This window comes from Phenylobacterium sp. (assembly GCF_035569475.1).
Lineage (GTDB): Bacteria > Pseudomonadota > Alphaproteobacteria > Caulobacterales > Caulobacteraceae > Phenylobacterium.
In genome coordinates this window covers 80,710-105,038 of the sequence record NZ_DATMNA010000107.1, presented here as the reverse complement: position 1 = coordinate 105,038, position 24,329 = coordinate 80,710, and the positions used below count along the sequence as shown (strand labels likewise).

General features: G+C 69.3%; 24 protein-coding genes. 15 read left to right on the top strand and 9 right to left on the bottom strand.

The genetic code is table 11. From position 1 onward, the window contains the following. Window positions 1-53: 53 nt before the first annotated feature. The gene (locus VNW53_RS17580; protein WP_325557160.1) at window positions 54-941 is read right to left on the bottom strand and encodes a methyltransferase; all 888 of its coding nucleotides are present in this window, start codon (window positions 939-941) and stop codon (window positions 54-56) included. A gap of 255 nt (window positions 942-1,196) precedes the next feature. Between VNW53_RS17580 and VNW53_RS17575 the strand changes: the two genes are divergently transcribed. After that, window positions 1,197-1,649, top strand: coding sequence for an Hsp20 family protein (locus VNW53_RS17575; RefSeq protein ID WP_325557159.1), 453 nt, complete (start codon window positions 1,197-1,199; stop codon window positions 1,647-1,649). Between the two features lie 47 nt (window positions 1,650-1,696). Continuing rightward, window positions 1,697-2,137 carry a hypothetical protein gene (locus tag VNW53_RS17570; RefSeq protein WP_325557158.1) on the top strand — a complete coding sequence of 147 codons (441 nt, stop codon included), beginning with the start codon at window positions 1,697-1,699 and terminating at the stop codon, window positions 2,135-2,137. 36 nt (window positions 2,138-2,173) lie between these two features. On the opposite strand, the gene VNW53_RS17565 is transcribed toward VNW53_RS17570, so the two are convergent. From VNW53_RS17565 to VNW53_RS17555, 3 genes are all read right to left on the bottom strand, one after another. After that, window positions 2,174-3,430 (bottom strand): pentapeptide repeat-containing protein, encoded by a 1,257-nt coding sequence (locus VNW53_RS17565; RefSeq protein WP_325557156.1) that lies wholly within the window; start codon window positions 3,428-3,430, stop codon window positions 2,174-2,176. 71 nt (window positions 3,431-3,501) lie between these two features. Continuing rightward, entirely contained in the window at window positions 3,502-3,948 is a 447-nt protein-coding gene (locus VNW53_RS17560) for a bifunctional diaminohydroxyphosphoribosylaminopyrimidine deaminase/5-amino-6-(5-phosphoribosylamino)uracil reductase RibD (protein WP_325557154.1), read from the bottom strand. Window positions 3,949-3,963: 15 nt separating this feature from the next. Further along, window positions 3,964-4,674: a 2,3-diphosphoglycerate-dependent phosphoglycerate mutase gene (locus VNW53_RS17555; protein WP_325557153.1), complete on the bottom strand. Its 711-nt coding sequence runs from the start codon at window positions 4,672-4,674 to the stop codon at window positions 3,964-3,966. 102 nt (window positions 4,675-4,776) lie between these two features. On the opposite strand from VNW53_RS17555, the gene VNW53_RS17550 reads away from it, so the two are divergent. The 3 genes from VNW53_RS17550 (at window position 4,777) to VNW53_RS17540 (ending at window position 7,608) form a co-directional block, all read left to right on the top strand. Then, entirely contained in the window at window positions 4,777-5,022 is a 246-nt protein-coding gene (locus VNW53_RS17550) for a hypothetical protein (protein WP_325557151.1), read from the top strand. A 13-nt stretch (window positions 5,023-5,035) separates the two neighbouring features. Further along, complete coding sequence (locus VNW53_RS17545; protein WP_325557149.1) at window positions 5,036-6,016, top strand: KpsF/GutQ family sugar-phosphate isomerase; 981 nt, start codon at window positions 5,036-5,038, stop codon at window positions 6,014-6,016. Between the two features lie 89 nt (window positions 6,017-6,105). Continuing rightward, the gene (locus tag VNW53_RS17540) at window positions 6,106-7,608 is read left to right on the top strand and encodes a phosphomannomutase/phosphoglucomutase (RefSeq protein ID WP_325557148.1); all 1,503 of its coding nucleotides are present in this window, start codon (window positions 6,106-6,108) and stop codon (window positions 7,606-7,608) included. A gap of 116 nt (window positions 7,609-7,724) precedes the next feature. On the opposite strand, the gene VNW53_RS17535 is transcribed toward VNW53_RS17540, so the two are convergent. Then, on the bottom strand, window positions 7,725-9,230 hold the full coding sequence (locus VNW53_RS17535) for a Do family serine endopeptidase (RefSeq protein WP_325557146.1): 1,506 nt from the start codon (window positions 9,228-9,230) through the stop codon (window positions 7,725-7,727). A 260-nt stretch (window positions 9,231-9,490) separates the two neighbouring features. Here VNW53_RS17535 and VNW53_RS17530 point away from each other — a divergent pair, with 260 nt between their 5' ends. Further along, the gene (locus VNW53_RS17530) at window positions 9,491-10,798 is read left to right on the top strand and encodes a UDP-glucose/GDP-mannose dehydrogenase family protein (RefSeq protein WP_325557145.1); all 1,308 of its coding nucleotides are present in this window, start codon (window positions 9,491-9,493) and stop codon (window positions 10,796-10,798) included. Window positions 10,799-11,203: 405 nt separating this feature from the next. Here VNW53_RS17530 and glmM read toward each other — a convergent pair whose 3' ends face one another. Further along, a complete protein-coding gene (glmM, locus tag VNW53_RS17525; RefSeq protein WP_325557144.1) occupies window positions 11,204-12,562 on the bottom strand; it encodes a phosphoglucosamine mutase in 1,359 nt (452 codons plus the stop codon). Window positions 12,563-12,680: 118 nt separating this feature from the next. On the opposite strand from glmM, the gene glmS reads away from it, so the two are divergent. After that, a complete protein-coding gene (gene glmS / locus VNW53_RS17520; RefSeq protein ID WP_325557142.1) occupies window positions 12,681-14,501 on the top strand; it encodes a glutamine--fructose-6-phosphate transaminase (isomerizing) in 1,821 nt (606 codons plus the stop codon). A gap of 255 nt (window positions 14,502-14,756) precedes the next feature. Here glmS and VNW53_RS17515 read toward each other — a convergent pair whose 3' ends face one another. After that, the gene (locus VNW53_RS17515) at window positions 14,757-15,047 is read right to left on the bottom strand and encodes a hypothetical protein (protein WP_325557141.1); all 291 of its coding nucleotides are present in this window, start codon (window positions 15,045-15,047) and stop codon (window positions 14,757-14,759) included. A 219-nt stretch (window positions 15,048-15,266) separates the two neighbouring features. Between VNW53_RS17515 and VNW53_RS17510 the strand changes: the two genes are divergently transcribed. The 3 genes from VNW53_RS17510 to VNW53_RS17500 all read left to right on the top strand — a co-directional run bounded on the left by VNW53_RS17510 (window position 15,267) and on the right by VNW53_RS17500 (window position 18,338). Then, window positions 15,267-16,136, top strand: coding sequence for a UTP--glucose-1-phosphate uridylyltransferase (locus VNW53_RS17510; protein ID WP_325557140.1), 870 nt, complete (start codon window positions 15,267-15,269; stop codon window positions 16,134-16,136). A gap of 129 nt (window positions 16,137-16,265) precedes the next feature. Then, window positions 16,266-17,468 carry an NAD-dependent epimerase/dehydratase family protein gene (locus tag VNW53_RS17505; RefSeq protein ID WP_325557138.1) on the top strand — a complete coding sequence of 401 codons (1,203 nt, stop codon included), beginning with the start codon at window positions 16,266-16,268 and terminating at the stop codon, window positions 17,466-17,468. A 3-nt stretch (window positions 17,469-17,471) separates the two neighbouring features. After that, window positions 17,472-18,338 carry an SDR family oxidoreductase gene (locus VNW53_RS17500; protein ID WP_325557137.1) on the top strand — a complete coding sequence of 289 codons (867 nt, stop codon included), beginning with the start codon at window positions 17,472-17,474 and terminating at the stop codon, window positions 18,336-18,338. Here the strand turns inward: VNW53_RS17500 and VNW53_RS17495 are convergent. Both VNW53_RS17495 and VNW53_RS17490 read right to left on the bottom strand, forming a co-directional pair. Further along, window positions 18,335-19,234: a TylF/MycF/NovP-related O-methyltransferase gene (locus VNW53_RS17495; RefSeq protein WP_325557135.1), complete on the bottom strand. Its 900-nt coding sequence runs from the start codon at window positions 19,232-19,234 to the stop codon at window positions 18,335-18,337. The genes VNW53_RS17500 and VNW53_RS17495 overlap by 4 nt on opposite strands. Before the next feature lie 9 nt (window positions 19,235-19,243). Next, window positions 19,244-20,029, bottom strand: a complete 786-nt coding sequence (locus VNW53_RS17490; RefSeq protein WP_325557134.1) for an alpha/beta hydrolase — start codon at window positions 20,027-20,029, stop codon at window positions 19,244-19,246. 59 nt (window positions 20,030-20,088) lie between these two features. Between VNW53_RS17490 and VNW53_RS17485 the strand changes: the two genes are divergently transcribed. The 5 genes from VNW53_RS17485 to VNW53_RS17465 all read left to right on the top strand — a co-directional run bounded on the left by VNW53_RS17485 (window position 20,089) and on the right by VNW53_RS17465 (window position 24,244). Further along, window positions 20,089-21,270, top strand: a complete 1,182-nt coding sequence (locus VNW53_RS17485) for a glycosyltransferase family 4 protein (RefSeq protein ID WP_325557133.1) — start codon at window positions 20,089-20,091, stop codon at window positions 21,268-21,270. Then, window positions 21,270-22,259, top strand: coding sequence for a glycosyltransferase family 9 protein (locus VNW53_RS17480; protein WP_325557131.1), 990 nt, complete (start codon window positions 21,270-21,272; stop codon window positions 22,257-22,259). Before VNW53_RS17485 ends, VNW53_RS17480 begins: the two co-directional genes overlap by 1 nt. Window positions 22,260-22,365: 106 nt before the next feature. Continuing rightward, window positions 22,366-22,887, top strand: a complete 522-nt coding sequence (gene infC, locus VNW53_RS17475) for a translation initiation factor IF-3 (RefSeq protein WP_293368662.1) — start codon at window positions 22,366-22,368, stop codon at window positions 22,885-22,887. Further along, window positions 22,884-23,756, top strand: a complete 873-nt coding sequence (gene bla, locus VNW53_RS17470) for a subclass B3 metallo-beta-lactamase (protein ID WP_325557129.1) — start codon at window positions 22,884-22,886, stop codon at window positions 23,754-23,756. Before infC ends, bla begins: the two co-directional genes overlap by 4 nt. A gap of 110 nt (window positions 23,757-23,866) precedes the next feature. After that, window positions 23,867-24,244, top strand: a complete 378-nt coding sequence (locus VNW53_RS17465; protein ID WP_325557127.1) for a GIY-YIG nuclease family protein — start codon at window positions 23,867-23,869, stop codon at window positions 24,242-24,244. Window positions 24,245-24,329 lie beyond the last annotated feature (85 nt).

Below are 24,329 nucleotides of genomic sequence, written 5' to 3'. Positions count from 1 at the left end.
AGTAAACCGTCACGCGCGCGCCGAGACCCTTATCGAGAGCCCTTCTCATCCGTTCACGTCGATCCGACGCGAGGGGGAAGGGCCGCAGCCGGCTTGACGAATTTCAGCGTCATCCGGTCGCTCTCGCCGATGGCGTCGTATGGCGCGTGGTCGAAGGCGGGATCCGGCGGCCGGCCGATCGGCGAGGAACGGCGCACCGGCGGAAGCGTCCAGACGCCGAACGGGTGGTCGTGGTGGTCCTTGGGATTGGCGTTGATCTCGCTGGCGGCGGCCAGCTCGAAGCCCGCCTCCGTGGCCAGTTGCACGGCGTAGGCCTGGGGCACGTAGCCGGAGCTCGCCATGACGTCGGGCGTGGCGGCGGGGTCGGCGCGGTGCTCCTCGATCCCCAGCGCGCCCCCGGGCTTGAGCGCGGCGAAGGCGTCGCGGAACGCCTTCTCCGCCAGGCCCGCCGACATCCAGTTGTGCAGGTTGCGCAGGAAGAGGACGAGGTCCGCGGAGCCGGCCGGGGCGACCGGGCCGCTGGCGGCGCCGAAAGCGGTGAAGGTCACCTTGCCGTAGAGGCCGGGGCTCGCCTCCAGGCGTCGACGATAGGCCTGCGCCATGGCCCGGCCGTCCGGCTCGGTCGGAGCCAGGTCGGCGGCGATGAACCGCCCGCCGGTGGCGGCCACGTAGGGCGCGATGATGTCGCTGTACCAGCCGGCGCCCGGCCAGAACTCCACCACCGTCATGTGCGGCTTCAGGCCCCAGAACCGGAGCGACTCCAGCGGATGGCGTGAGGGATCGCGCGCCCGGTCGGCAGGCCCGCGCCAGGCGCCGGCGATCGCGGCCTCCAGGGTTGCGGGCGGCGTGACGCCCTTGGGGCGCGCGGGGGAACAGGCGCCGAGGGCCATCGCGCCCAGCACGACGCCGCGCCTCGAAACGGAAATGCCGAGATAAGCCATCGGACCTCGCCACGCCCCCCAGCGTCAGCTTGGGCTAGGCCTAGCGCGCAGGCGCACCCGGGTCAAAGACGCACAGCCGCGCACGGCCGGTATGCGGGTGACGCGCGCAAGGCCTTGAACCCGAAAATCCGCCGCCTACCTCATGTCCCGGAGGCGCTGGATGTCCGGGCCTTCCGGGTGTCGCGCGAGGCCTGATGGCTCGCAAAGACGCTCTGCTGAAACCGCAACCTTGCTTTGAAAGAAGGATGTGACCGCATGCGTACGATCGATTTTTCCCCCTTGTACCGCTCCGTCGTCGGCTTCGACCGCCTGGCCGACCTGCTGGACAACGCCGCCGCTGACGGCGCCACGGGCTATCCGCCCTACAACATCGAGCGCACCGACGAGAACGCTTACCGCGTCGAGATCGCGGTGGCCGGCTTCCGTCCGGAAGAACTCTCCATCGAGGTGAAGGAGAACCTGCTCACCGTCACCGGCCGCAAGACGGCCAACGACGAGCCGCGCCGCTTCCTGCACCGCGGCCTGGCGGAGCGGAACTTCGAGCGCCGGTTCCAGCTCGCCGACTATGTGGTGGTGACGGACGCGAACCTCGCCGACGGCCTGCTCGCCATCTCGCTCAAGCGCGAACTGCCGGAGGCGCTGAAGCCCCGCCGCGTGGAGATCAGCGTCGGCCAGCCCGGCCTGATCGAAGGCGAAAAGGCGGCGTAAGGGACGATCCTCTCCCGCCGTCGGCGGGAGAGGACTTTCTTCTCCGAGTGGAGTTGGCGATTGGCCGCTCCTTCGCCGCAGGAAAATCTCGCTCGCGCCTGAGGCTGGACAACAATTCGTCAAGCTCTACCTTGACGGTCATGAAATGCGAGTTCTGCAGGGAAGAGATCGCCGACGACGCTCTGGCTTGTCCGCATTGTCAGCGAGACACTTTGGCTGGTCGTTCGGCGAAGGGCACCAAGCTTGGCAAGGTCATCGTGGTGCTGATAGCGGCACCAATCGTGATATTCCTTTTGCTCGCGGCCTTCGGAAGCCAATTGCCGGACAAGTCGCCCAGCGATCGAATTCAGGAATCGTGCGAGCGCGAATATCCGGGCAACTCTGAAGCCGTGACCAGATGCCGACTGGCGCTAACCGCGAAGGCATTGAACGACACACAGACCAATCGGATAAACCAAGCCGCTAAGGACGCTGGCGTTAAGCCGTAGCGACAGCCCTGCCCTCAGGCCTCTCGCCTTCTTCAGCTAGATCGCGTCGTCGAGGCCGCGGGCGCCATGGCGGGCGACGCCGCTGAAGTTGGCCTGCCGCAACAGCGCGCCGGTGAAGTTGGCCCTGGAGACGTCGGCCTCGATGAACATCGCCTGGCGGACGTCGGCGCCGGAAAGGTCCGCGCCCTTCAGCTCGGCCTTGCGCAGGTCGCAGGCCAGCACGCGGTCGGCGCCCAGCAGCAGCGGGCCCATCTGCGCCTCCCGCAAGTCGGAGCCGGAGAGCTTGGCGTTGGCGAGCTTGGCGCCGCGAAGGTCCGCCCGGCGCAGGTTGCAGTTCCTGAGGTCCGCGCCCTCCAGATGGGCGCCCTGAAGTTGCACGCCTTCCATGTCGAGGCCGTAGAACACCGCCCCCTTGGCGGAGAGCGCGGTGAGGTTGTAGCCGCGGATGGTCTCGAGCGCGCGCAGGTCGGCGCCGTCGAACACCGAGGGCGCCCCGTGCAGGCCGCCGGTCTCGCACCAGCGGGCATGGTCCTGGATCATGGTCTTGTAGGGCAGGCTGGAGGCGGCGATGCCCGCCGGCTTGTCGGTGAGGGCCCCGACCATGTTGGCGTTGGAGACGTTCCACTGCACGGTCTTGGCGCCCACCAGCACCGCGTCGCGCAGGTCCGCCCCGCCGAGGTCCGCGCCGGAAAGGTCGGCGCCGGAGAGGTTGCAGCCTTTCATCGTCGCCTGCTTCAGGTTCGCGCGCACCAGGCGGGCGTCCTTGAGGATCGCGTCGGTGAAGTCGGCCTTCACGGCGATCACGCCGGAAAGCTTGGAGCGTTCGAGGTTGGCGCCGATCAGCTTGGCGCCCTGGGCGTCGCCGACGCGGCTCTGCCCGCCGGCCTCGATGCGCCGGAAGCCGTACTTCGGGTCGGCCGCGGCCAGGATGCCTTCGCGCAGGTCGGCCTCGAACATGTCGGCCCCGGTGAGGTCGGCGTTGCGCAGGCACGCGCCGCGCAGGTCGGCGCGGCGCAGCGAGGCGCCGGTCAGATCGGCGTCCTGCAGGTCGGCGCCGAACAGGCTCGCATGGTCGAGCCGCGCGCCTGCCATCCGGCATCCGGCCAACACCGCGCCCGAGAAGTCGGCGTCGCACAAATTCTTGCCCGACAGGTCGATGCCCGACAGGTCCATCCAGGCGAACACGGCGCGCGCGCCGCCGGGCTTGGAACTCCACAGCCGATCGTGCCGGGCGCAGATCTGGTCGGCTTCCGCCTGGGTGATGCGGCGCGCGACGTTGGGGGATTCGGACATGCGGCTCGCGGGGAATGCGGAATGGTTACCCGATCCTAGACACCGAGGATTAACGCCCCATTTCCCGACGCTTAGGCTGAAGGGCGCGGGCGATAGGCCGCATAGAGCGCCGCCGCTTCGTCCGCCGCGACACCCAGGTCGACGGGGATTCCCGCCGCCGCCAGCCGCTGGAGGCCCCGCCCCGCGGCCAGGGCGGAAGGGTCGTCGCAGGCCACGACCACCCGCGCCACGCCGGCGCGCGCCAGCCGCTCGCCGCAAGAGGCGGCGCCGGACGAGCGTTCGCCGCAGGGTTCGAGGGTGACGTAGGTCGCGGCCCCGGCTGCGGCGGGGCCTGCGGCGTCGAGGGCGATCTCCTCGGCGTGCGGCCGGCCGCCGGCTGCGGTGGCGCCCTCGCCGACCACGACGCCGTCCTTGACGAGGACGCAGCCGACGGAAGGGTTGTCGCCCGTCTTGCCGAGGTTCGCCTGCGCGAGGCCGATCGCGCGGCGCATCCAGGCCCGGTCGTCGGCGGCGGCCATGTTCAGTCCTCCGCGCTAGACCTGCGGCAGCGGCTGGGCGCGGGCCGCGTCCAGGTAGCGCGCGGCGGCCGGCTTCAAGGCCCCGTCCAGCTCGATGAGCAGCGGATTGCCCGTCGGGATCTCCACGCCGACGATCTCCTCGCCGCTCAGGCCGAAGAGCAGCTTGACGATGGCGCGCAGGGAATTGCCGTGCGCGGCCACCAGCAGGGTCTCGCCGGCGGCGAGCCTGGGGACGATCTCGGCCTCCCAGTAGGGCTGCACCCGAAAGAGCGTGGTCTCCAGGCTCTCGGTGTCGGGCAGGATGGCGCCGGCGTAGCGGCGGTCCTTGGAGAAGTCGAACTCGCCGCCCGGCGGCAACGGCGGCGGCGGCACGTCATAGGAGCGCCGCCAGACCTTGACCTGGTCCGCGCCATGCCGGGCCGCGGTCTCGGTCTTGTTGAGCCCGGTCAGGCCGCCGTAGTGGCGCTCGTTCAGCCGCCAGTCCTTGATCTCCGGCACGAAGGCCTGCCCGGCGGCGGCGAGCGCCAGCCAGGAGGTGCGGATCGCGCGCGTCAGCACCGAGGTGTAGCAGCGGTCGATGGCGACGCCGGCGGCGGCGATCAGCTCGCCGCCCTTCGTCGCCTGCGCCTCGCCCTCGGCGGTCAGGTCCACATCCACCCAGCCGGTGAAGCGGTCCTCCAGGTTCCACTGGCTCTGGCCGTGTCGCAGCAGGATCAGGGTGGGCAAGGGCTTGGGCTCCGCAATCTACCGGTAGATGGGCTTTCTATCGTTTGGGCGAGGCGACGCAACGATTGGTCCGGCGCGGGCGAAGCGGCTATAGAGCCTGGCATGCTCGACCGTCTCTACCTGCCCGTCCTGGCGCTCGCCGCCATCGCCGCGGTGGCCTTCGCCAGCATCTGGCCGCAGGGCCTCGGCGACCGGTCGCCCGCGCCCTTCGGCTCCACGCCCGTGCAGCGCACGCCTGCGATGCAGGCGGCCATGCAGCGCGAGGCCCTGGCGGCGCAGCGGCGCACCAACCAACAGCGGGCCGCGCTCCACGAGACGCAGTCCCAGGCGCTTGCGCCCTCTCAATGACGGATCAGGCGCAATGACCGGGTTCGACGCCGTCGCCGTCGGCCGCCGCGTGCTGGCGGCCGAGGCCCTCGCCCTGGGCCAGATGGGCGCGGAGCTCGGCGAGGCCTTCGCCAAGGCGGTCGAGACGCTGTTCGACGTCCAGACCGGCGAGACGGGCGGGCGCATCGTGCTCACCGGCATCGGCAAGTCGGGCCACGTGGCGCGCAAGATCGCCGCCACCCTGGCCTCGACCGGCTCGGTGGCCATGTTCGTGCACGCCACCGAGGCCAGCCACGGCGACCTGGGGATGATCGGCGCGGGCGACGTGATCCTGGCCCTGTCGAAGACCGGCGAGACCCGCGAACTGGCCGATGTGATCGCCTATGCGGTACGCTTCCAGATCCCGCTGATCGCCATCACCGCCGTGGCCGACAGCGCCCTCGGCCGCGCCGCCGACATCGTGCTGCGCATCCCCGACGCGCCGGAGGCTGCCGATGAGCTGAACGCGCCGACCACCTCGACCACCCTGCAGATCGCGCTGGGCGACGCCTTGGCGGTGGCCCTGCTGGAGCGGCGCGGGTTCAAGCCGCAGGACTTCCGGGTCTTCCATCCCGGCGGCAAGCTCGGCGCTATGCTGCGCACGGTCGGCGATCTGATGCATGGCGTCGGCGAATTGCCGTTGGTAGGCGCCGAAACGCCGATGCAGGACACCCTGCTGGTGATGACTGAAAAGCGCTGGGGGATCGTCGGCGTGACCGGTCCGGACGGCAAGCTCGCGGGCGCGATCACCGACGGCGACCTGCGCCGCCACATCGACGGCCTGATGGGCCACACCGCGGGCCAGGTGATGACGCCCGGGCCCAAGAAGACCGTGCCGCCGTCCATGCTGGCCTCGGAGGCGCTGGCCCTTATGAGCGACCCGCCGCCCGCCGTCACCGTGCTGTTCGTGGTCGAGGACGGCAAGCCGGTGGGCATACTGCACATCCACGACCTGCTGCGCGCCGGGGTGATGTAGAACCAAGGCTGCGTTGTACACATTCCTGAAGGACCCGCGCGGTATCCCATCCGCCCCGTCCGACGACACAGAGCCATTCCGGAGTCCCGATGCTGCCCGCTCCCCGCGCCGACCTCGTCTCCAACACCTACGATTTCGAGAACCTGCCGCTGGTGAAGGCGACGGGCTTTCGCGAGTACGACGCGCGCTGGCTGTTCGGGCCGGAGATCAACCTCCTGGGCGTCCAGGCGCTGGGCCTCGGCCTCGGGACCTACATCCACGAGCTCGGCCAGAAGCGGATCGTGGTGGGCCACGACTACCGCTCCTATTCGCTCTCCATCAAGCAGGCGCTCACCATCGGCCTGGTGGCCGCCGGCTGCGAGGTGATCGACATCGGCCTGGCCACCTCGCCCATGGCCTATTTCGCCCAGTTCGACCTGGACGCCCCTTGCGTGGCCATGGTCACCGCCAGCCACAACGAGAACGGCTGGACCGGGGTGAAGATGGGCGCCCAGCGGCCCCTGACCTTCGGCCCCGACGAGATGGGCCGGTTGAAGGAGATCGTGCTCTCCGGGACGTGGAAGCAGCGGCCGGAGGGCTCCCTGGCCCACGTGGGCGGCGTGGCCGAGCGCTATATCGCCGACGCCGCCGGCCGCGCCAGCCTGAAGCGTCCGTTGAAGGTGGTCTGCGCCTGCGGCAACGGCACCGCCGGCGCCTTCGCGCCGGAGGCCCTGCGGCGCATGGGCGTGGCCGTGGTGGTCGAGATGGACTGCAAGCTCGACTGGACGTTCCCGAAATACAATCCGAACCCCGAAGACAGCGTCATGCTGCACGCCATGGCCGACGCCGTGCGGCAGTACGACGCCGATCTGGCGCTGGGCTTCGACGGCGACGGCGACCGCTGCGGCGTCGTGGACGACGAGGGCGAGGAGATCTTCGCCGACAAGATCGGCCTGATGCTCGCCCGGGACCTTTCTTCACTGCACCGCGACGCCACCTTCGTCGTCGACGTGAAGTCCACCGGCCTGTTCGCCACCGACGAGGTGCTGAAGGCCAACGGCGCCAGGACCGTCTACTGGAAGACCGGCCACTCCTACATCAAGCGCAAGACCGCCGAGCTGGGCGCGCTGGCCGGCTTCGAGAAGTCCGGCCACTTCTTCTTCAACCCGCCGATCGGCCGGGGCTACGACGACGGCATCGTGGCCGCCGCCGCCATCCTTTCGATGCTGGACCGCAACCCGGACAAGAAGCTCTCGGACCTGAAGCGGGCCCTGCCGGTGGCCTATACGTCCCTGACCATGAGCCCGCACGTGGCCGACGAGGTGAAGTATGGCCTGGTGGACGAGGTGGTCGCCGAATACACCGCCCTGCGCGACGCCGGGGCCAAGATCCTGGGCCGCAAGATCGCCGAGCTGATCACCGTCAACGGGGTGCGCGTGGCGCTGGAGGACGGCTCGTGGGTGCTGGTCCGCGCCTCGTCCAACAAGCCGGAGATCGTCGTGGTGGTGGAGTCGACCCAGAGCGAGGACGACATGCGCCGCCTGTTCCGCGAAGAGGTGAAGCCGCGCCTGGCCAAGCGCCCGCAGGTGGGCGCCTACAACCAGGAAATCTGAACGCTCAGGACAGGGCGGAGGTCACGCCGGCCTTCGGAAAATCAGCGAGGCTCGCCAATTCGCGGAGGTCGCGAGAAGCGGCCGGGTAGCGCACGCCACCCGGCCGCTGGCCGCCCTTAGCCCTGCCCGATCTCGACAGGCACGAAGGTGTGCACGCCGCCACGGGCCACGAACAACAGCACCGACTTCTTGCCGGCCTTCTTGGCGTCGGCGACGGCGGACCTGAGTTCGACGGGCGAGTTGATCGCCCGCTCGCCGGCGCGCAGGATCAGGTCGCCGCGCCGCAGGCCCTTCTGGGCGGCGTCGGACCCGTCATCGACGCCCGCGACGCGGACGCCCTTGCCCTGCGAGTCCGGCGCGACCTGCAGACCGAGCGCGCCCAGCATGCGGCTGTCGTCGGCTCCGCCGCCGCCCGGCCCGGTGCGGTCGTTGGACGCCAGGGATTCCTCCGAGGGCCGCAGGCCGGAGCGCACGGTGATCTCGCGGACCTGGCCGTCGCGGCGCACCTGCAGGCGGATCGGCTCGCCGGCGCGGGCCAGACCCACCGCGCGGGTGAGGTCCGAGGCGCTGGCGACCGGCGTTCCGTTGACTTGCAGCACCACGTCACCGGGCTGCACGCCCGCCGCCGCGGCCGGCCCGCCCTCGGTGATCTCCGCCACCAGCGCACCCTTGCCCTTCAGGCCCAGGCTGTCGGCGATCTCCGGCGTCACGTCCTGCACCGTCGCGCCGATGAAGCCGCGGGTCACCTTGCCGGTGGAGATCAGTTGCTTGGAGACCGACGCCACCACGTCGGCGGGAATGTCGAAGCCGATGCCCACCGAGCCGCCCGTGGGCGAATAGATGGCGGTGTTCACGCCCACCACCCGGCCGGCCAGGTCGAAGGTCGGGCCGCCGGAGTTGCCGCGGTTGATCGGGGCGTCGATCTGCATGAAGTCGACGTAGTTGGAGCCCGAGACGTTCTTGCGGCCCAGCGCCGAGACGATCCCGGCCGTGGCCGTGCCGCCCAGGTTGAACGGATTGCCGACCGCGACCACCCAGTCGCCGACCCGCGGCTTGCCGCGGTCCTCGAAGCTGACGAAGGGCAGGTCCTTCGCATCGACCTTGACCACCGCCAGGTCGGTGGCCGCGTCACGGCCGATGAGGTGGGCCGTGAAGGTGCGGTCGTCGGTGGTGTGGACGGTGATCTTGTCGGCGCCTTCGACCACATGGTTGTTGGTCACCAGATAGCCGTCCGAGGAGATGAAGAAGCCCGAGCCGGCGCCGTGCATCGGCTGTGCGCGCTGCTGCTGCTGAGGCATCTGCTGGAAGAAGCGTCGCAGTTCGGGAGGCAGGCCCTGAGGGGCGGCCCCGCCGTCCTGGCCGTCCTGGCCATCGCCGTCGTCCAGGCCAATGCGCCGCGGGCCGGCCTTGCCCTCCACCTCGATGGAGACCACCGCAGGGGCGACGCGGTCGACGATGTCGGCGAACGACGCCGGGGCGGACCCCGAGGCGTTGGGGATCGGACGCGCATTGACCGCGCCGTCCGGGCCGACGCCGGCGTGCACCGCATAGCCGGCCGTGGCCGCGGCGCACAGAGCCGCAGCGGCGACCCCATAGGCCGTGAGAGATTTGCGAGTAGTCATGCCTTTGATTGAACCTTTCGTGCCCACACCTGCCTTCAGGCCGCGAGCTTGGCCGAACGATGGTTCGGATCGATGTCCGACTCGGGTCAGGTCCAAGGCCTCTTCCGGGCAGGTTTGCGGCGAAGGTTGAGCTCGGCGCGCCGGCGGTGTGGGCCGCGCCGAACAGCGACATAATTTACCTCTGTGACGTAGCTCGGCTGGCGCAAGTTGCGCGGGCGTGCTGAAAGCACCGCCGCACCCCCGGGTTCGAGGAGTCTTGAATGCACGTGGCGATGATCGGGACGGGCTACGTCGGCCTCGTCAGCGGCGCCTGTTTCGCCGACTTCGGGCACACGGTGACCTGCATCGACAAGGACGCGGGCAAGATCGAGCGCCTGCAGGCCGGGGGAATCCCGATCTATGAGCCGGGGCTGGACCTCTTGGTGGCCCAGAACGTCAAGGCCGGACGCCTGTTCTTTTCCACCGATGCGACCGAGGCCGTGCGCAAGGCCGACGCGGTGTTCATCGGCGTGGGGACCCCGTCGCGGCGCGGCGACGGCTACGCGGACCTCTCCTACGTCTACGCCGCGGCCGAGGAGATCGCGGCGCTCGTGCAGGGATTCACCGTGGTGGTCACCAAGTCCACCGTGCCGGTGGGCACCGGCGACGAGATCGAGGCGATCTTCAAGCGCAAGAACCCCACGGCGGACGTGGCCGTGGTTTCCAACCCGGAGTTCCTGCGCGAGGGCGCGGCGATCGAGGACTTCAAACACCCTGACCGGGTGGTGGTCGGCACCCTGGACGAGCGCGCCCAGGCGGTGATGCGCGAACTCTATCGGCCGCTCTATCTGAACGAGACGCCGATCCTGTTCACCAACCGGCGCACCAGCGAGTTGATCAAGTACGCGGCCAACGCCTTCCTGGCCTTGAAGATCACCTACATCAACGAGATGGCCGACCTCTGCGAGGCGGTGGGCGCCGACGTTCAGCAGGTGGCCCGCGGCATCGGCCTGGACGGGCGGATCGGCGGCAAGTTCCTGAACGCCGGCCCCGGCTACGGCGGTTCCTGCTTCCCGAAGGACACGCTGGCCCTGGTGCGCACCGCCCGCGACGCCGGCGCGCCCGTGGAGCTGGTCGAGACCACGGTGAAGGTCAACGACGAGCGTAAGCGGGCCATGGCGCGCAAGGTGATCAAGGCGCTGAACGGCGACCTGAAGGGCAAGACGGTCGGCGTGCTGGGCCTCACCTTCAAGCCCAACACCGACGACATGCGCGACGCGCCCTCGCTGGCCATCATCCCGGCCCTGCAGGACAAGGGCGCCAAGGTGCAGGCCTTCGACCCCGAGGGGCACGAGGCGCGCCAGATGCTCACCGGCGTGGATTTCAAGGACGACCCCTACGGCGTCGCCGAAGGCGCCGACGTCCTGGTGATCATCACCGAGTGGGATCAGTTCAGGGCCCTCGACCTGGACCGCATCAAGCTCCTGATGCGGGCGCCGGTGATGGTCGACCTGCGCAATATCTACAAGCCCGCCGATATGCGCGCGCGGGGCTTCGCCTACAGCAGCGTGGGGCGGCCCGGCGCCTGATCGCGCCGGGGCGGTTCGCTTCGGGCCCTGGGCCTCAGAAGCCTAAGGCGGTCAGCCGCAGCAGGGCCTGGCCGATCCAGACGGCGCCCGCCCAGAAAGCCATCCCGAGAAGGGCGACGAAGGCGAGGCAGGCCAGGGAGCTCAATCCCTTCGCCCGACGCCTTAGCGCACCTCCATAGCTGAGGTGGTAGGCCATGTTCGCTCCCAACAGACTTCTTCACGCCGAACCGGTCGAGCGGCTCGGACATTACGAGAGTGTCACAATCGTTAGGGCTTGGGTAGGGTTGCCGCGCGCCGAGGATAACGCAGTCGATATCTCCTCTCCCCCTCCGGGGGGTGAGGAGTCTGGAGCCGACGCCCCTGTTTGATCCCGGCCGACTTGATTCGAGGCAGCCGGGACAGGGCCTAGGCGGTGACGGCGGCCTTTTTCACCGCCCCGGCGATCTCCTTGACCACCTGGGAAACGAGCTTCTCGTCGTCGCCCTCGGCCATGATGCGGATCAGGGGCTCGGTGCCCGAAGCGCGCACCAGCAGGCGGCCGCAGCCGTTCAGCCGCTGCTCGGCCGCGGCGATGGCCCCCACGACGTCGGCGTGCTCCAGCGGCTTGCCGCCGCCGAACCGCACGTTCTCCAGCTTCTGGGGCACCGGCTCGAACTGGCGGGCGAGCGCGCTCATCGGCTTGTCGCTCTCCTTCAGCACGGACAGAACCTGCAGCGCGGCCAGCAGGCCGTCGCCGGTGGTGGAGAAGTCCGATAGGATGATATGGCCGGACTGTTCGCCGCCCAGGTTGAAGCCGCCCTCGCGCATGCGCGCCATCACCGCCCGGTCGCCCACCGGGGTGCGCTCCAGTGTCAGCTTGCGGGCCTTCAGGAACCGCTCAAGGCCGAGGTTGGACATCACCGTGGCCACCACCCCGCCGCCGCGCAGCTTGTCGCGCTGCGCCCAGTCGGCCGCCATCAGGGCCATGATCTGGTCGCCGTCGACGATCAGGCCCTTCTCGTCGCAGATCACCAGCCGGTCGGCGTCGCCGTCCAGGGCGATGCCGATGTCGGCGCGATACTCCTTGACCAGCTTCTGCATGGCCGCCGGCGAGGTGGAGCCCACCTCGTCGTTGATGTTGAAGCCGTTGGGCGAGATTCCCACCGGGATCACCTCGGCGCCCAGCTCGTAGAGGGCCTCGGGCGCGACCTTGTAGGCTGCGCCGTTGGCGCAATCGATGACGATGCGCATGCCGGACAGGTTCAGCCGCCGCGGGAAGGTCGCCTTGGCGATCTCCACATAGCGCGCCTGGCAATCGTCGATCCGCTGCACGCGGCCGAGCGACGTGGGCGGGGCGAGGTTCTCCTGCAGGCCCTGGTCCATCAGGGACTCGATCTCCAGCTCCTGGCTGTCGGAGAGCTTGTAGCCGTCAGGACCGAACAGCTTGATGCCGTTGTCGGAGAAGGCGTTGTGCGAGGCCGAGATCATCACACCCAGGTCGGCGCGCAGCGAGCGGGTCATCATCGCCACGCCCGGCGTCGGCAGCGGCCCGAACAGGCGCACGTCCATCCCCACCGAGGTGAAGCCCGCCACCAGGGCCGGCTCGATCATGTAGCCGGACAGGCGCGTGTCCTTGCCGATCACCACCAGGTGGCGGCGGTCGTCCTTGGACATGAACAGCTTGCCCGCCGCCATCCCGACGCGCAGAGCCACCTCCGCGGTCATGGGAAAGCGGTTGGCCTCGCCGCGGATGCCGTCGGTGCCGAAGTAGGCGCGTTTGCTCATTGGGTGCTCACGAAACGATCCGAAACCCAGATTTAGTCGACGTGTCGGCGACGGATGATAAAGCCGCATCGGTGCGGCTCAACCTGTGACGCAGTACCACATAAGGACGCCTTACCCCATGTGCGGCATCATCGGCATCGTCGGGCGAAGCTCCGTACAGGAACGTCTGCTCGACAGCCTGAAGCGCCTCGAATACCGCGGCTATGATTCGGCGGGCGTCGCCGGCGTCGTCGACGGCCATGTCCAGCGCCGCCGCGCGGCCGGCAAGATCAAGGCGCTCGAAGACGTCCTGGCCGCCGAACCGCTGAACGCCACGGTCGGCATCGGCCATACCCGCTGGGCGACCCACGGCGGCCCCTCGACCCGCAACGCCCACCCGCACACCCAGGGCCGCGTCACCCTGGTGCACAACGGCATCATCGAGAACTACGCCGAGCTGCGCGAAATGCTGAAGGCCGACGGCCGAACCTTCGACAGCGAGACCGACACCGAGGTGATCGCCGCCCTGATCGACTCGGAGCTCGCGTCGGGCAAGGACCCGGTCGCAGCCCTCAAAGCAGCCCTGGACCAGCTCAGCGGCGCCTACGCCATCGGCGTCCTGATCGACGGCGAGGACGAGCTGGTGATGGGCGCGCGCAAGGGCAGCCCCCTGGTCGTAGGCTACGGCGACGGCGAGATGTTCATCGGCTCCGACGCGCTCGCGGTCGGCCCCTTCACCAACCGGATCGCCTACCTCGAGGAAGGCGACTACGTAGCCATCGACCACCACAAGGCCCGCATCTTCGACGCCGACGGCAAGGCCGTGGAACGCGAGGTGCGCACGGTCGCCGCCTCCGCCGCCCTGGTGGAGAAGGGCAACTACCGCCACTTCATGGAAAAGGAGATCCACGACCAGCCGGAAGGGTGCCAGCACACCATCGCGGCCTATGTGGACACCCTGGCCGACCGCGCGGCCATGCCGGGCGGGATCGACTTCGCCACGCTCGAGCGCATCCAGATCGTCGCCTGCGGCACCTCCTATATCGCCGGCCTGCTGGGCAAGTACCTGATCGAGCAGTTGGCCGACCTGCCGGTGGACGTCGAGATCGCCTCGGAATTCCGCTATCGCGAGCCGGCGCTGAAGGCGGGCACCCTGGCCATCGGCATGTCGCAGTCGGGCGAGACCGCCGATACGCTGGCGGCGCTGCGGCTGTGCCAGGCCAAGGGCATGCAGACCGCCGCCGTGGTCAACGCCCAGGAGTCGACCATGGCGCGCGAGGTCGATGTGGTCTGGCCGATCCACTGCGGGCCGGAGATCGGGGTCGCCTCCACCAAGGCCTTCACCGCCCAGATCAGCGTGCTGACGGCGCTGGCCGTCGCCGCCGCGCGGGCGCGGGGCCGGATCGACGAGACAGAGGAGCAGCGCCTGGTGCGGGTGCTGCTGGGCGCGCCGCGGCTGATCGCGGAATCCATCAACCTGGAAGACGCCGTGAAGGCGGTGGCGGTGGAGATCGCCAAGGCCCGCGACGTGCTCTTCCTGGGCAGAGGGCCGATGTACCCGCTGGCGCTGGAAGGCGCGCTGAAGCTGAAGGAGATCAGCTACATCCACGCCGAGGGCTATGCCGCCGGCGAGCTGAAGCACGGGCCGATCGCCCTGGTCGACGAGAAGACGCCGATCGTCATCCTGGCGCCCTTCGACAGCTATTTCGAGAAGTCGGCCTCGAACATGAGCGAGGTCATGGCCCGCGGCGGCCAGGTCGTGTTCATCACCGATCCGGAGGGCCAGCGTCACGCCCCGGCCGGCGCGCGGGTGGTGGTCACCGCGCCCAAGAGCGACCCGTTGATCGCGCCCATGGTGATGGCCGCGCCGATCCAACTGCTCGCCTACTACGTCGCCGTCCAGAAGGGCGCCGACGTCGATCAGCCCCGGAACCTGGCGAAGTCCGTGACGGTGGAATAGGCCCTCCTCTCCCCCCGCGAAACGGAGAGGGAGAGGGTAGGGAGAGGGCGGCGCGGACCTATCGGCTTCTGCGAGGCTGGAGCAAGGCTCCGCCCTGCATCTGGGCAGGATCGGGAGCGGCGGCGGCCAGCTCGGAGCCGCCCTCTCCCTACCCTCTCCCTCTCTCGCTGCGCTCGGGGGAGAGGAGCCCAAACGACAACGGCCGCCCCCGGTAAGGGGCGGCCGCGCCTAGTCCAGACCCAGAGGGTCGTAAACTTACTTCTTGGTCGTGGTCGTGGTCGACGACATCGAGCCGGTGGCCGGAGCGGCCGGAGGCGTCGTGGTGGTCGTGGTGGTCGCGGCCGGAGCCGAAGCGTCGGCCGGAGCGGCCGGAGCGGTCGCGGAGGCGTCAGCGGCCGGCGGGGTCGCCGCGGCCGGAGCGGCCGCCGAATCCGTGGCGGTCGTGGTGGTGGTGGTCGCGGTGTCGTCGGCCTTCTTCTGGCAAGCAGACAGGCTGAGGGCCAGACCGGCGGCGACGGCGACGGAGGTGATGATACGCAGGTTCATAGGAAAGGCTCCCCTGGAGGACTATGGAGGACGATCCCCCGACAATGGCGCGACTCTTACACGGCTTCGTGAGTTCCCGAAATCGTGATCATGCGTCCGACGCGATTTTTCGTCGCACGAGCGGTGGATTTCAAGCCTTTCCTCCTCTAGCACCACGGGCGTCGGCGGCAGGATCAGCACGCCGGCGCCGCCGCGCGTCGCGGCCTCGAGAGGTCCCGGATGAACAAGCGTGTGCGCAAGGCGGTGCTGCCGGTGGCGGGGCTGGGCACCCGCGTCCTGCCGGGCGCCAAGACCACGCCGAAGAACCTCCTGAATGTCGTCGACCGGCCGATCCTGTCCTATGTGGTCGAGGAGGCCCGCGCGGCGGGCATCGAGCATTTCGTGTTCATCGTCGGCCGCGGCCAGGGCGCCATCGAGGACTATTTCGACTCGATGCCGGAGGTCGAAAATGCGCTCGAGGCCAAGGGCAAGACCGACATCCTGGCCGAGGTGCGCCGCGACCTGGGCAAGCCCGGCGAGATGAGCTTCATCCGCCAGATGGCCCCGCTGGGCCTGGGACATGCCGTCTGGTGCGCCCGCGAGGTGATCGGCGACGAGCCCTTCGCGGTGATGCTGCCCGACATGCTGATGGCCGCCGAGCGCGCCGCCCTCGCCCAGGCGGTCGAGGCCTACGAGCAGGTGGGCGGCAACATCGTCGTCGTCGAACCGGCGCCGGAGGGCGAGACCCACAAGTACGGCATCGTGGCCCTGGACGGTCAGGACGGCCGGCTGAACCGCATGACCGGCATGGTCGAAAAGCCGCCGCTCGGGACCGAGCCCTCGAACCTGTTCATCTCGGGCCGCTACATCCTGCAGCCGCAGATCTTCCAGATCCTGGAGACCCAGCCGCGCGGGGCCGGCGGCGAGATCCAGCTCACCGACGGCATGGCGGGCCTCATGAAGACGCAGGACTTCCACGCCCTGGAGTACGAGGGGACCACCTACGACTGCGGCGACAAGATCGGCCTCCTGCGCGCCAACGTCGCTTTCGCCCTGCGCCGCCCCGACCTGGCCGACGAGGCCCGGGCGGCGATCAAGGCCTTGCTCTAGCGCCGCCGTCACCGGATTGTCGCCTTGGCCGCCTAGCCCAGGGGAACCGGCCTCCACGGAAGATTCGGGTTGGCGAACGCCGCTCTCGCGCGTTAGCGCTGTCGCGGGGGACATCGAACGGAGCGGGGAATGCGCGTTCTGATCCTCGGCGGCGACGGGTTCTGCGGCTGGCCCACCTCGCTGCATCTGTCGGCCCGCGGCCACGAGGTGGCCATCGTCGACAACGGCGCGCGCCGGCGCATCGACCGGGAGCTGGGCGCCGGCTCGCTCACCCCGATCGAGCCCCTGGAGACCCGGCTGGCGGCCTGGCTGGAGGTCTCCGGACGGACCATCGCCGCCCACGGCCTGACCGTCGGCCGTGACTTCGAGGCTCTGGTGGGCCTGCTGAGGAGCTTCCGCCCCGACGCGGTCGTCCATTTCGCCGAGCAGCGCGCGGCTCCCTATTCCATGAAGTCGGCCGCCCACAAGCGCTACACCGTCGCCGGCAACGTCGGCGCAACCCACGACATCCTCGCCGCGATCGTCGAGAGCGGGCTCGACATCCACCTGGCGCATCTGGGCACCATGGGCGTCTACGGCTACGGCACGGCCGGGGTGGCGATTCCCGAGGGCTATCTGACCGTCAAGGTCGAGACCGGCGACGGCTGGGCCGAACGCGAGATCCTCTATCCGGCCAATCCCGGCTCGATCTACCACCTGACCAAGACCCAGGACGCGCTCGCCTTCCAGTTCTACGCCCGCAACGACGCCTTGAGGATCACCGACCTGCACCAGGGCATCGTCTGGGGCGCGCAGACCGAAGAGACGCGGCTCGACCCGCGGCTGATCAACCGTTTCGACTACGACGGCGACTTCGGCACGGTGCTCAACCGGTTCCTGATGCAGGCGGCGGTGGGCTATCCCCTGACCGTGCACGGCTCCGGCGGCCAGACGCGGGCCTTCATCAACATCCAGGACACGGTGCGCTGTGTCGAGCTGGCGCTGAGCGATCCGCCGGCGCGCGGCGAGCGGGTGAAGGTGATGAACCAGATGACCGAATGCTGGCGCATCCGCGACCTGGCCCGGATGGTGGCCGCGCTGACCGGCGCCCAGGTCGCCCACCTGCCCAATCCGCGCCAGGAGGCCGAGGAGAACGACCTGGCTGTCGAAAACGGGCGACTGCTGGGGCTGGGCCTGGAGCCGATCACCCTCGAGGATGGGCTGATGCTGGACATCGCCGAGACCGCCCGCCGCTACGCCCACCGCGCGGACCTGTCGAAGATCCCGTGCGTGTCCTGCTGGAACGCGGCGCGCGCCGAGGCTGCACAGGGCGCGCTGCAGGCGGCGGAATAGCGATTGCGGCTGTTCGTCTTCGGCTACGGCTATTCGGCCCGCGCCCTGGCCCGCCGGCTGAGCGCCGAGGGCTGGGCGGTCGCCGCCAGCGTCCGTGACGCCGCCGACGCCGGGGTGCTGGAAGCGCAGGGCGTCGCCGCCATTCCCCTGACCGAGGCCGCGCGGCTGGCCGAGGTTCTGGCCACGGCCCAGGCCGTCCTGGTGACGGCCCCGCCGGACGCGGAGGGTTGCCCCGGCCTGCGCGCCCTGGTCCCGGCGATGGCGCGCGCGGGCGCCTTTCCCGACTGGATCGGCTACCTCTCCACCACTGGGGTGTATGGCGACCGCCGGGGCGGCTGGGTCACCGAGCAGAGCCGGCTGGCGGCCCAGTCGACGGAGGGCGCGCGCCGGGTGGGCGCCGAGCGCGACTGGCTGGAAGTGGGCCGCGGCATGGGCCTGACGGTGACGGTGTTCCGCCTGCCGGGCATCTACGGCCCCGGCCGCTCGGCGCTTGAGCGGCTGCGCGCCGGCCAGGCGCGCAGGATCGTGAGCGCCGGACAGGTCTTCTCGCGCATCCACGTGGAGGATCTCGCTGCGGGCCTGGCGGCCTCGATCGCCCGGCCGCGGGCCGGCGGGATCTACAACCTCTGCGACGACGAGCCCTGCCCCAACGCCGAGGTCATCGCCTATGCGGCGGGGCTGCTGGCCATGCCGCCGCCGCCCGAGGTCCCGCTCGCCGAAGCCGGCCTGTCGCCGCAGGCGATGCGGTTCTACGCCGAGAGCAAACGGGTCTCCAACGCGCGCGCCAAGGCCGAGCTCGGCTGGCGGCCGGCCTATCCGACCTATCGCGAGGGGCTGAGCGCGATCCTGACGGCGGAGCGCGCGGACTAACTTGGTTTGCGGAAGAGCCCCTGGCCGGTCGGGAGGGTGAGGACGTGAAGGCCGCGCCGGGCGAACCACTCGCTCTCGATCTCGTTCTGCAGGCGCGAGGCGGCCCATCCGAAGTCGTCGAGGATGATGATCCCGCCGGGCGAAATACGGTCGATAAGGGCGTCGAGAGCGGCGATCTCGGCGGTCGAATTGTTGAGGTCCAGGTGGAGGAAGGCGATCTGTTCCGGGCATCCTTCCGCCAGCGCCTCGGGGACCCGACCCTGGTGGACGGTGATGTTCGGAATGTGCTCGAACCGCGCCCTCACCTCCTCATAGGAATAGGTGCCTGCGTACATCACGCTGTTCATGTGGGTCCAGCCTGGATCGAGCTGGTCCGCCGGAATGCCGTCGAAGGTGTCGCACAGCCACCAGCGCTTCGGCCAGGTCTGGAAGTCGACGTACTCCGCCGTGAAAAGGGTCGTGTGGCCGCGGAAGACCCCGAGTTCGACAAAGTCGCCGGGTATCGATTTCGCCTCCTGAACCGCCCAGACGACGGTGTTGAGCGACCAGTGCCAATTGGGCTGCCCCAGCAGGGCGGCGTGCTTGTGGGCCAGACCGATGAATCGCGCGTCGTTGAAGAACGGCAGCGGCTTGTGCCAGGTCGCGAGGCCCGTGCCGACGAAACAGTTGGAGTCCAGCTTCTCCACCTCGAGCAGGATCCGGAAGTTCTTCTCCGTGCTGGGGGTCGGCGAGGCGGCTAACCCATGGCGAGTCAACATCGCGTAGGTCCCGGGGCCTTTTTTCAAGGCCAGCGTGTAGAACTCGAGGGCCCGCGGGTGATCGCCCTGCATCATGAAGGCGTCGCCGATCGTCTGGAGTGACGTGGCCGTGACATCTTCCAGAGTGATACTGGACAAGAGGATTCCTCAGCGGCTCTGCGCCCGATTTGGGTCGGCCGCTGATGCCACGAATTCCTGAACCGCGGCCAGAAGTCTTTCGATATCCCGTGGGCGCGACAGCCGGTGGTCGCCGTCCTTGATCAGGGTGAAGGTCACGTCCTCGCCGTTGAGCGCATTGGCCAGTTCGAGCGCGTGGCGCCAGGGCACGTCGGGATCGGCGCCGCCCTGCAGGATGCGCACGGGCGCCTCGATCGGCACGGGCTCGGAGCCCAGGATCGACCAGCGCGCGCCGTCTTCCAGCAGGATCCGGGTGATCGGATAGGGATCGCCATAGGCCGACGGCCGCAGCCACACCCCGTCCGCCGCCAGAGCCGCCTGGCCCTCCGGCGGGATCTCGGGCGCCATCAGTTTCTCCGTGAAGTCCGGCGCAGGCGCGATCAGCACCAGGGCCGCGACACGCTGCGGCCGCGCCATCGCCGCCAGGCAGGAAATCCAGCCGCCCATGGACGAACCGACCAGGATCGCGGGCCCGTCCACCAGTTCGTCGAGCACCGCGAGCGCGTCCTCGCGCCAGCGGGTGATGGTCCCCTTGGCCTGGAAGTCGCCGCTGGACTGCCCATGGCCCAGGTAGTCGAACCGCACATAGGCCCTGCCGCGCGCCTCGGCCCAGTCGGCCAGGGCCTGCGCCTTGGTCCCCGTCATGTCGGAGCGAAACCCGCCCAGCCAGACCACCGTCGGCCCCTCGCCGTCCACCGCGCGCCAGGCGATGGTTTCGCCATCGGGGCGGGCGAGGAGTCCGGCGCGCTCTGTCATGATCCGACAGATAGCGCGAGGCGGCCTTTACGCCACCCCGTTTCGGGGTATGGGAAGGTGTGGCGCTCCCCTCTGACTTCACGCTCCTGCAGGTCGTCCCCGAACTGGAAACCGGCGGCGCCGAGCAGACCACCATCGATGTCGCCCGCGCGGTGATCGCTGCGGGCGGCCGCGCCTTCGTCGCCACCAGGGGCGGCCGGATGACCGCGCGGCTGGAGGCGGACGGCGGTCGCCTGGCGCAGATGCCGGTGCAATCGAAGAACCCGCTGGTGATGCTGGGCAACGCCGCGCGCCTGGTGGACCTGATCCGGATGGAAAACGTGAGCCTGGTCCACGCCCGCTCGCGTGCGCCGGCCTTCGCAGCGCTGTGGGCCGCGCGCACCACCCGCACGCCGTTCGTGGCCACCTACCACGGGGTCTACAAGGCCCAGAGCAGCCTGAAGCGCTGGTACAACGCCGTCATGACCCGCGGCGACCTGGTGATCGCCAACTCCGAATACACGCGCGACCACATCCTCGGCGAGCACGCGGTCGATCCAGACAAGGTGATCGCCATTCCCCGCGGCGTGGACCTGGACCGCTTCAACCCCGCCTGGGTGACCCCCGACCGCGTCGCGGCGCTTCGCCAGGCCTGGGGAATCGACCCGGACGACGGGCGCACGCGGTTCCTGCTGGCCGGGCGCCTCACCCGCCTGAAGGGTCACTTGACGATCGTCGAGGCGGCGGCCCGGATGAAGGCGCAGGGCCGCGAGGATTTCCTGATCCTCTTCGCCGGCGACGACCAGGGCCGCGTCGACTACCGCCAGGAGCTGGTCGCGGCCATCGCCCAGGCCGGGCTGGAAGACCAGATTCGGTTGGTCGGCCACTGTGATGACATGCCGGCGGCCTTCCTGCTGGCCGATGTCGCCATCCTGCCCACCACCGTGCCGGAAAGCTTCGGCCGCACCGCTGTCGAGCCGCAGGCCATGGGCCGGCCGGTGATCGCCTCCAACCACGGCGGCACGACCGAGACCGTCGTCGACGGGGTCACCGGCTGGCTGGTCCCACCGGAGAGCGCCGCGGCCTGGGCGACCGCCATGACCCGGGCCATCGACCTGGGCCCCGGCCGGCGGGGCGAGATGGGCGAGACGGGCATGAATCGCACCCGCCAGCTCTACCGGGTGGACGTCATGTGCGAGGCGACCCTCGCCGCCTACGAGCGGGTGCTGGCCGCCGCGCGTCCGCCCCACGAGGCCGCCTGATGGCCAGGCGCGAGGTTGAGAAGGTCCTGGTGATCAAGCTCTCGGCGCTGGGCGACTTCGTCCTGGCGCTGGCGGCGATGAAGAAGATTCGCCAGGCGCACCCCAAGGCGCACATCACCTTGCTCACCACCCCGCCCTTCGAGTCCCTGGCCAAGGCCTCGCCCTACTTCAACGCGATCTGGACCGACGGCCGGCCGGAGGGGTTCGCCCAGTGGATGGCCCTGCGCAAGCGCCTGCGCGCGGCCCATTTCAACCGCGTCTACGACCTGCAGACCTCGGGCCACTCCAACCGCATCTTCCAGATCATGCGGCCCAATCCGCCCGCCTGGTCGGGGGTCGCTTTCGGCGCCTCGCTGCCGCACAACAATTCCCTGCGCAACGGCATGCACACCCTGGAGCGTCAGGCCGACCAGTTGATGTACGCGGGCATCTGGCCCGACGCCCCGACCGAGGCCGGGACGGCGCCGCCGCCGGACCTGTCCTGGGTGCTGGGGGGCGCTGCGGGCGCGCGGCCGCCGAGCGCCGGCGTCAAGCCCAAGCCCTACGCCATGTTCGTGCCCGGCGGCTCCGCCCATCGCCCGGAGAAGCGCTGGCCGGTGCAGAAGTACGGCGAGCTGGCGCGCATTCTCTACGCCCGCGGCCTCGACGTGGTGATCATCGGCGGGCCGCAGGAATCCGCCCTGGCACAGGCGATCCAGCGCCAGGTCCCCGGGGCGCGGGACCTGACCGGGCGCACCGACTTCGCCTCCATCGCCGTCCTCGGCGCCAAGGCGGCGCTGGCGGTCGGCAACGACACCGGGCCGCTGCATCTGGCCGCCGCGGCCGGGGCGCCGACGGTGGTGCTGTTCTCCAGCGCCTCGGATCCCGCCCTCTCGGCGCCGCGCGGCAAGGTGGCGGTGCTGCAGGCCGCGCAGTTGGCGGAACTTCCTGTGGCGAAAGTGGCGCAGGCGGCCGCCTCTCTGCTGCCGTCCGGCCGGGGCGCGGCTTGATAGCGCCGGGGCGCTAAATCATATAGGTTGTGTCAGCCGGAGCCCGTCCTCGAGCCCCGGCGTTTGTGTTGAAACAACCCTAGGAGCCTCGCCTATTCGCCGCCCCATGCAGGCGCCCCCCGTCAAGGACGGGCCGCGCATCAATGATGAAATCCGCGTCCCCAAGGTTCTGCTGATCGACCAGCACGGCGAGAAGCAGGGTGTGATGCCCACCTCCTCCGCGCTCGAAGCCGCCGAAGAGGCGGGCCTCGATCTGGTCGAGATCGTCCCCAACGCGGATCCGCCCGTTTGCAAGATCCTGGACTACGGCAAGTTCAAGTTCCAGGAGCAGAAGAAGAAGAACGAGGCGCGAAAGCGGCAGAAGGTCCAGGAAATCAAGGAGATCAAACTCCGCCCCAATATCGATATCCACGACTATGAAGTGAAGCAGCGCTCGATGAACCGCTTCTTCGAGGAGGGCGACAAGGTGAAGGTCACCCTGCGCTTCCGCGGTCGTGAACTGGCCCACCCCGAGCTCGGCATGAAGCTGCTGCAGCGGGTGCGGGCCGACTTCGAGCCCATCGCCAAGTGCGAGTACGAACCGCGCATGGAGGGCCGCCAGATGATCATGATCCTGGCCCCCCGTTGAGCCGGACGCACGGCAAGATCCTGGGAGCGGTCGCCGTCACGGCGGCCGCTTTCGCATTTCCGGCCCTCGGCCAATCCGTCGAGACCGGCCACGAACCTTATCCGCCCTTCAAGATCGGCGAGGGCCTCTATTACGTGGGCGCCTCGGACTATGCGTCCTTCCTGATCGTCACCAAGGCCGGCCTGATCGTCATCGACGGCGGCGACGCCCTGGTGGGCCGCCAGGTGGTGCAGAACATCCGCGCCCTGGGCTTCGATCCCGGGCAGGTGAAGATCCTGTTGAACACCCATGAGCATTTCGACCACGCCGGGGGCCTGGCCGAGATCAGGCGGGCCGCTGCGCCGGACGTGAAGTTCTACGCCAGCGCCGCTGACGGGGCGATCGTCGCCGCCGGCGGCCGTGGCGACCCCTTCCTGAAGGCGGATCGGTTCTACTACGAGCCGGTGAAGCCGGATGCGATCCTGAAGGACGGCCAGAAGGTGAGCCTCGGCGGCTGGACGCTGACGGCCCACATCACGCCCGGACACACGCCGGGCTGCACCACCTGGACCTTCCCGGTGACCGTGGCCGGCAAGGCGCGCCAGGCGCTGGACAATTGCTCGTCCAGCGTCCTGCCCGGCTACCGGCTGGGCAAGGTCGAGACCTATCCCGGCCAGACCGCCGACTACGAGAAGAGCTTCGCGACCTGGAAGTCCCTTCCCTGCGAGGTGTTCCTCGGCTCCCACGGCCAGTTCTTCGCCATGAAGGCCAAGAAGGCGGCGCTCGACGCCGGCAAGGCCGACGCCTTCGTCGACCCGGAGGGATGCCGCAGCTTCGTCGAACGCTCCGACGCCCACTTCCGCGAAGAACTGAAGAAGCAGAACCCTTAGGTTCCATTCCAGGCTCGTCATGGCCCGGCTTGTCCGGGCCACCCATGATCTCCGCATCGGCAGGAGGTCCGCGGCGGCGGCGCCGTCTATGCTCAGGCAACGCGGAGATCATGGGTCGCCCGGACAAGCCGGGCGATGACGGATATTTGGGGGCGGGATTGAACGCGGTCTACATCATGGCCAGCCGCAAACACGGGACGCTCTACGTTGGCGTGACCAGCGATCTGTTGAATCGCGCCGTCCAACACCGCGAGGGCGTGATGGACGGCTTCACCAAGCAATACGGCGTCAAGCGGCTCGTCTGGTACGAATGGCACGACGATATCGAGGCGGCGATCCATCGCGAAAAGAGGCTGAAAAAGTACAAGCGTGAGTGGAAGATCAACCTGATCGAACGCGACAATCCCGATTGGGACGATCTTTTCCCGCAGTTCTTCATCGAAGAAGGTCCTCTCGCGCACCTTCAACCCGGCGAAGCGCCGATGTGAGTGTGGCGCGGCGCCAACGCCGGGCCGCGATCGGGCGAACCGCTGTCGGCCAGCCTTGCCGTCGCGGGACGCCGGGCTTACCAAC